4 protein-coding genes and 1 pseudogene are annotated in these 7,225 nt (G+C 67.7%); all 5 read right to left on the reverse strand.

Annotated elements, in window-relative coordinates:
• Window positions 1-520 (reverse strand): NAD(P)/FAD-dependent oxidoreductase (locus VF542_RS05255; RefSeq protein ID WP_408650655.1); only part of this gene is annotated, 520 nt, incomplete at its 3' end.
• A 103-nt stretch (window positions 521-623) separates the two neighbouring features.
• The gene (locus VF542_RS05260) at window positions 624-1,748 is read right to left on the reverse strand and encodes a LacI family DNA-binding transcriptional regulator (protein WP_408650656.1); all 1,125 of its coding nucleotides are present in this window, start codon (window positions 1,746-1,748) and stop codon (window positions 624-626) included.
• 2 nt (window positions 1,749-1,750) lie between these two features.
• Window positions 1,751-3,345, reverse strand: a pseudogene (locus VF542_RS05265) (amino acid ABC transporter permease/ATP-binding protein).
• Window positions 3,342-4,184 carry a substrate-binding periplasmic protein gene (locus tag VF542_RS05270; RefSeq protein ID WP_408650657.1) on the reverse strand — a complete coding sequence of 281 codons (843 nt, stop codon included), beginning with the start codon at window positions 4,182-4,184 and terminating at the stop codon, window positions 3,342-3,344. The pseudogene VF542_RS05265 and the gene VF542_RS05270 overlap by 4 nt, the downstream one beginning before the upstream one ends.
• Before the next feature lie 348 nt (window positions 4,185-4,532).
• Window positions 4,533-6,896, reverse strand: a complete 2,364-nt coding sequence (locus tag VF542_RS05275) for a sodium-translocating pyrophosphatase (protein ID WP_408650658.1) — start codon at window positions 6,894-6,896, stop codon at window positions 4,533-4,535.
• Window positions 6,897-7,225: the final 329 nt, after the last annotated feature.

The following is a 7,225-nucleotide window of genomic DNA, read 5'->3' on the forward strand; positions in this document are numbered from 1 at the left end:
TGCGCAGCACACCGCCGGCAGCTTGGAATTCGGTGATCAGGTCGTCGATGAGCGCGACGACGTCGACCCAGCCCTCGCTCGGGTTGAGGATGGCGCCCTCATCGGGAATCGCCGCCGGATCGACCCCGGGTACCAGCCGAGCGACCTCGTCGCGGGTCAGCCAGCGGGCGTCGTAACCGTTGGCCCGCATGGCCGCGAAGGCCTGCTGGTGCGAGGTGTCTCCGGGGGCTGCCCAGGTGAGGCCGCCGTCGAACTTGAGGTAGTCCGAGGCAGGCATCCGCTCGGCCCACGCACGGTATCGCTGCATCCCCTCCAGCCGCAGCTGGTGATATGCCGCCGACCGCTGGCCACCGAAGGAGTTGAGCCAGGACAGTGATCGTCCGGACGCGCCGCTGGACAGCGCGGACTCGGTGACCAGAACGACGTCGGCGCCGCGCTGGGCCAACTGGGTCGCGGTCGAAACGCCGAGAACACCCCCACCCACGACGACGACGCGGGCACGGGAAACAGAGGAAGTCATGGTGGTGCCTTTCGGTTCGGATAGGTGGCCGCGGGCCGGCATCAGCCAGATCGCCCTGGTCGTTCCGGCGACACCCCGGCGTTCGATGTGTGCGGTGGTGGGATCAATCGGTTGCCGGCATGCCGGCCGCGCTGGGACTGACCGGGCCGGTGCTCCCGCGCACGATCAGCCGGGTCGCAAGCACGATCTGTTCGGCTGGATCGGTATCGCCCTTGATCCGGAGGAAGAGCCGCTGCGCTGCCTGCCGCCCGGCGGCCAGCGGGTCCTGAGCGACGACGGTCACGGCTGGTTCGACCAGCGTCGTCCAGTCCAGATCATCGAACCCGACGATCGACAGGTCGCCCGGAACCGAGAGTCCGTGGGCACGGGCGGCGGTGAACAGGCCCTGGGTCGTGACGTTGTCGGCGGCGAAGACGGCGGTCGGCCGCGGTCGCTGCCCGAGCAGGGCGAACGCCTGCTGGTGTGCCTGCGCGATGTCACCGATCGGGCTGTACCGCAGGTCCCGCCGGCGCGGCGGGATCCGGTAACCGCCCAGCGCGGAGATGTAACCGCGGATCCGTTCGATCGACGGCCGGGCGACCCCGTGCACGATCAGCTTGCGCGAGCCCGGCGGGCTGACCAGCTCGGGACTCTCCTCCGGATCGACCGAGGCCAGCAGGCCGATGCGCCGGTGACCGAGCTCCAGCAGGTGCTCGACGGCCTCCCGGGCTGCGGCCTCGTTGTCGATGCCGACGCTGTCGGTGTCGAGCATCGGGATGTGCCGGTCCAGCAGCACGACCGGCACCCCCTGCTCCTGCGCTCTCTTCAGGTGCTCGACATCGGTCACCGAGGTCGGCGCCACCACGATGCCTTCGATCTGCTTGTCCAGCAGCACCCGGACGGCGTTGCGCTCGGTCTCCAGGCGGTCATCACTGTTCATGAGGATCGCCTCGTAGCCCTCCTCGCGGGCGACATCGCAGATCCCGCGCATGGCCGTGGCGAAGAACGGGTTGGAGATGTCGGCGCCGACGAAACCGATGCTGTGGGTGTTTCCCGATCGCATGCTGCGGGCCACCACGTTCGGTGAGTACCCCAGCCGGTCGGCCGCCTCCTGGACGGTAACCCGCATCTCCTCGCCGACCTTGCCGTAACCGCCCAGCACCCGCCCGGCGGTGGCCACCGATACGCCTGCTGCACGTGCCACGTCGGTCACCGTCGGCCGGCGCGCCGGGTGGGAGTTGGAAGCCACGATCACAGCACCTGCGAGAGGAACTTCCTCAGGCGCGGCGACTGCGGCGCGTCGAAGATTGCCTCGGGCGTCCCGACTTCAACGACCTTTCCGGCATCCATGAAGACCACGGTATCGGCAACCTGGCGGGCGAAGCCCATTTCGTGCGTTACGACCACCATCGTCATGCCGCCCTTGGCAAGCTCGGCCATCAGCTGCAGGACACCCTTGACCAGCTCCGGGTCCAGCGCGCTGGTGACCTCGTCGAAGAGCATGACCTGCGGCTGCATGGCCAGAGCCCGCGCGATCGCGACGCGTTGCTGCTGACCACCGGACAGCTGGGTGGGTCGATGCCGCGCACGATCTGCCAGCCCCACATCGGCCAGCCCTTGCATCGCAAGCGCTTCTGCCTGTGCGGCCGGCATCTTCTTCACCGTGGTCAGCGCCAGGGTGATGTTCTGCAACGCGGTCTTGTGCGGAAAGAGGTTGAAGTGCTGGAACACCATGCCGACCCGTTGCCGCAATACGTTCGGGTTCATGGTCGCGGTGTCCTCGCCATCGAGCAGGACGGTGCCGGAGGTGCGCGCCTCCAGGCCGTTCAGGCAGCGCAGCAGCGTGGACTTGCCCGAGCCTGACGGACCGATGATGCACGCGACGGTGCCGGCCGGGGCTGACAGATCGGCGCCCCGTAGCACCTCGACCGGGCCGAACTTCATGTAGATGTCGCGCGCTTCGAGCGCGGCGCCGGCATAGCGCTTGGACCCTGCGCCGGCCGTGGCGAGCGTCGGGTCGCCGTCCGGTGCCGGGCGGCCGGTCTCGATCCTCACCGAGTCCGGCGAGATGGCCGCGACGTCGATCTCGTGGGTGCTCATACCAGGACCTCCAGTGGCGTGGTGGACGAGGGCTCGTCGGGTTCCACAGTGGGACGGGTACCGACCCGCAGCCGATGATCGATGTAATTGACCAGGTGGGTCAGCGGAATGGTCAGCACCAGGTAGCACAGGCCGGTCGCCAGCAGCGGCGACAGGTTACCGGTGCTGACCGAGGCGTCCTGGCCGATCCGGAACAGCTCCCGCTGGCTCGTGATCAGCCCGAGGAAGTAGACCAGGCTGGAGTCCTTGATGATCCCGATGAACTGGTTCACCAGCGCCGGCAGCACCCGCCGGACGCCCTGCGGGATCACGACCAGCCGCAACGCCTGTCCGTGGGTCAGGCCGAGCGCCCGGCAGGCCTCCCCCTGCCCCTTCTCGACGCTCTGGATGCCGGAGCGGAAGATCTCGCCGATGTAGGCGCCCGCCATCAAGCTGAGGGCGAAGATCGCGACCGGATACGGCGAGGCCAGCCAGCTGATCTGGGCCGAGAAGACGCCCTCGCCGACCATCAGGATGGTGAGCACCGCCGGAAGGCCCCGGAAGATGTCGGTGTAGACGCGGGCCGGCAGCCGCAGGTACCAGCGGTGCGACAGTGCCATCACCGCCAGCACCATGCCGATCACGCTGCCCAGCAGCGACGAGATCACTGCGAGGATCAGGGTGTTGCGCAGGCCGTAGGTCAGCAGGTCCGGAAGGACGCTGCTGATCAGGTCCCAGTCGAAGAAGTTGCGCAGCAGGTCGTTCATGACGTCTTGGCCTGGTACGGCGGCAGCTCGCTGGCCGTGGGAACCGGATCCTGCGGGAAGTACTTCTTGTACAGGTTCAGCCAGGTTCCGTCGCTGACCACCTGCTTGAGGGCCGTGTTCAGCTTGGTTACCAGCGCCGTGTTGCCCTTGCGGACCGCCCAGCCGGCAGGAAAGGCCGTCGCCGGCATCGTGATCGGCTGCGCCAGGTGCAGATCCGGGTACTTCTTGATGATCCCGAGGTTCGGGTCGAAGTCGTTGAAGAAGCCGTCGACCCGGTTGTTCTTCAGCGCCAGGTCGGCGGTGTTGTTGTCCGGGAACCGAACGATCTTGGCGCCCGGGATGAAGATGTCGGCGTTGGCGTCCTCGATGGAACCCTGCAGGACGGCGATCCTCTTGCCGCGCACCGACGAGACCTCTGAGGTGATTCCACTGCCCGGCCGGGTGAGGACGCCGAAATAGCCGGCGAGGTATCCGTCGGAGAAATCGACCATCTTCTTGCGGGGAGCGGTGATGCCCACGGCCGAGGCGACCACGTCGAACTGGCGGTTGTTGACCGCCGGCAACAGGGCCGAGAAGTCCAGGGCGATGAAGTCTGGGGTCAGGTTGAGCTTCTTGGCCGCGGCGGTGATCAGATCGATCTCGAAGCCGGTCAGCTTGCCGTTCTCCTGATAGGCGTACGGCTTGATGTTGTTCGAGGTGCCGATCTTCAGAGTGCCTGACTTGGCGACGCCTGGAGCAGCGGTGTCGGAGCTCTTGGAGCTCGAACTGCAGCCGGTGACGGCCAGCAGGCAGATCGCACCAAGCGCGGCCAAGCCGCGAAGGGAGCGCGAAGTCTTCATGGTTCTCCAACGGGGTGTGGTGGAAACGCCCGACGGCGGACGTTGGTGGTTGGCCAGGCTGGCCGCGATGGCAGCCCTGGTATAGGTGCGGCAACGCTTTCAACGGAAAGATCTGCGGGGTTTGCAGCATCGGATCCGGCAAGCGCGAGAGAACGTTTTCTCGGCTGAGAGAACGTTCTCACAAGTTGGCGACCGGAGTCAACTCCCCACCATGAATTGGCTCCATGAGCTGCTCGACACAGGTCGGCGAATCGGTTCAGAACGGGTAGGACCGTTCCACGCGCACGGAAAAAAGACCGATGCCCCCGAACGCTAGGCGCTCGGGGGCATCGGTCCGATCGGTGCCTGCTAGCCGACCCGGGCGACCGCTTGTGCCTCTGACGGGTCGTCGTTGAGGGTGGAGGCCCGGCGCTTGGCGATCAGGATGGCCGCGACGATGATCACCACGGCGATCAGGGCGATCGCGATCCGGATCGCGGAGTTGGCGTCCTCGCCGATCGACAGCTGGACGACGGCCGGCGCGATCAGCACCGACACCAGGTTCATCACCTTGATCAGCGGGTTGATCGCGGGGCCGGCGGTGTCCTTGAAGGGGTCGCCCACGGTGTCACCGATCACGGTCGCAGCGTGCGCGTCCGAACCCTTGCCACCGTGGATGCCGTCCTCGACCAGCTTCTTGGCGTTGTCCCAGGCGCCACCGGAGTTGGCCAGGAACACCGCCATCAGGGTGCCGGTGGCGATGGCGCCGCCGAGGTAGCCGGCCAGCGGGCCGACGCCCAGGCCGAAGCCGACGGCGATCGGCGCCATCACCGCGAGCAGGCCCGGAGTGACCAGCTCGCGCAGCGAGTCCCGGGTGCAGATGTCGACGACCCGGCCGTACTCGGGACGCTCGGTGCCGTCCATGATCCCGGGGTGGTTGCGGAACTGCGCGCGCACCTCGTAGACCACCGCGCCGGCCGCCCGGGACACCGCGTTCACTGCCAGGCCCGAGAACATGAACACGACGGCCGCGCCGATGATGACACCGACCAGGGTGTTCGGGCTGACGATGGTGTTGGTGAAGGAGTTCTGCACGAACGTCGAGACCTGGTCACCGGTCTGGTACTTCTCGATGGCCTCGCGGATCGCGTCCTGGTAGGAGCCGAACAGCGCGGTCGCGGCCAGCACCGCCGTCGCGATCGCGATGCCCTTGGTGATCGCCTTGGTGGTGTTGCCCACCGCGTCGAGCTCGGTGAGGATCTGGGCGCCGGCCGGGCTGACGTCGCCGGACATCTCGGCGATGCCCTGCGCGTTGTCCGAGACCGGGCCGAAGGTGTCCATCGCCACGATCACGCCGACGGTGGTGAGCAGGCCGCAGCCGGCCAGTGCCACCGCGAACAGCGCGACCGACACCGAGGCGCCGCCGAGCAGGAACGCCCCGAACACGGCCGCCGCGATCACCAGCGCGGTGTAGACGGCGGACTCGAAGCCCACCGAGATGCCGGCCAGGATCACGGTGGCGGCGCCGGTCAGCGAGGAGATCCCGACGTCCTGCACCGGCTTGTGGTCGGTGCCCGTGTAGATGCCGGTGAGCCACAGGATGACCGCGGCCAGCACGATGCCGATGATGACGGCGACGATCGCGATCAGCGCCGGGTTGCCACCGTGGTCGTTGATCCGGGTGACGCCGTCGATATCGACGCCAGCACCCTCCAGCTCGGAGAACTTGGTGGGCAGGTAGCTGAACGCGGCGATCGCGCAGAGCACCACCGAGATGCCGGCGGAGATGTAGAAGCTGCGGTTGATGGTCTTCAAGCCGCCCTCGTTCGCGCGCGAGCGGGTGATGAACACCCCGATGATGGCGGTCACGACGCCGATGGCCGGCACGATCAGCGGGAACAGCAGGCCCTTGGTGCCGAAGGCCACCGCGCCGAGGATCAGCGAGGCCACCAGGGTCACGGCGTAGGACTCGAAGAGGTCGGCGGCCATGCCGGCGCAGTCGCCGACGTTGTCACCGACGTTGTCGGCGATGGTGGCGGCGTTGCGCGGGTCGTCCTCGGGGATGCCGGCCTCGACCTTGCCCACCAGGTCGGCGCCGACGTCGGCCGCCTTGGTGAAGATGCCACCGCCGACACGCATGAACATCGCCAGGGTGGCGGCGCCGAAGCCGAAGCCCTCCAGCACCCGGGGAGCGTTGTCGGTGTAGACCAGCACCACGATGGAGGCGCCGAGCAGGCCCAGCCCCACCGTCGCCATGCCGACCGCGCCACCGGTCCGGAACGCGATCCGGGTCGCCAGCTCGCGTCCGGCGTTGTTCGCGGCCGCGGCTACCCGCACGTTGGCGCGAGTGGCCAGCCACATCCCGAAGTAGCCGATGGCCCCGGAGAAACCGGCACCGACCAGGAAGAAGATCGAGCGGCCGATCCGCTGGCCGGCATCGTCGGCCGGCAGCACGAACAGCAGCAGGAAGACGACCGCGACGACGACCGAGAGCGTCCGGAACTGCCGCTTGAGGTACGCCTGGGCGCCCTCCTGGACCGCCTCGGCGATCTCGACCATCTTCGGCGTGCCCTGGTCGGCGCTCAGCACCTCGCGGAACAGGATGAAGGAGAAGGCCAGCGCGACGACGGCCACCAGGCCGATCACCGCGACCAGCCACCGATCGCCTCCGGAGAACGCCGAGCCGGCGAGATCTCCCGTCTGGGCGGCAAGCGCCGGGTGGGACAAAGCCATAACGCGTACTCCTTAGCTATCGTGACCAGCGTGACGAATCGCCCGACAGCATCGGCACAGCGGCTTGCCCGGGGTCGGGTCCCAAGCTGCTCAGCGGCAATTCACCATCGGTACGGCTGCGGCGCAGTCTAAGGGACGCCTTACCCGCCCGCGCGCAGGCTCCGGCCCGGCGACGTGCTGATGGTCACACTCGATTCGTTCCGATCGTGCCCGGCAGCTTGTTGAACCGGCAGCGCGACTGCCTTCAGCCTTTCACGGCTGAGGCGTTCCTGCTGTCAGCTGGGCCTGATTGCCTCGGGCACGGTGGCGTAGATCTCGAAAACGGCGTC

It is taken from the genome of Jatrophihabitans sp. (assembly GCF_036389215.1).
In the GTDB taxonomy this organism is placed as follows: domain Bacteria; phylum Actinomycetota; class Actinomycetes; order Mycobacteriales; family Jatrophihabitantaceae; genus Jatrophihabitans_A.

Coding starts and splice junctions, on each gene's coding strand:
- VF542_RS05275 (WP_408650658.1), bottom strand. CDS start 6,896: ATGGCTTTGTCCCACCCGGCGCTTGCCGCCCAGACGGGAGATCTCGCC.
- VF542_RS05270 (WP_408650657.1), bottom strand. CDS start 4,184: ATGAAGACTTCGCGCTCCCTTCGCGGCTTGGCCGCGCTTGGTGCGATC.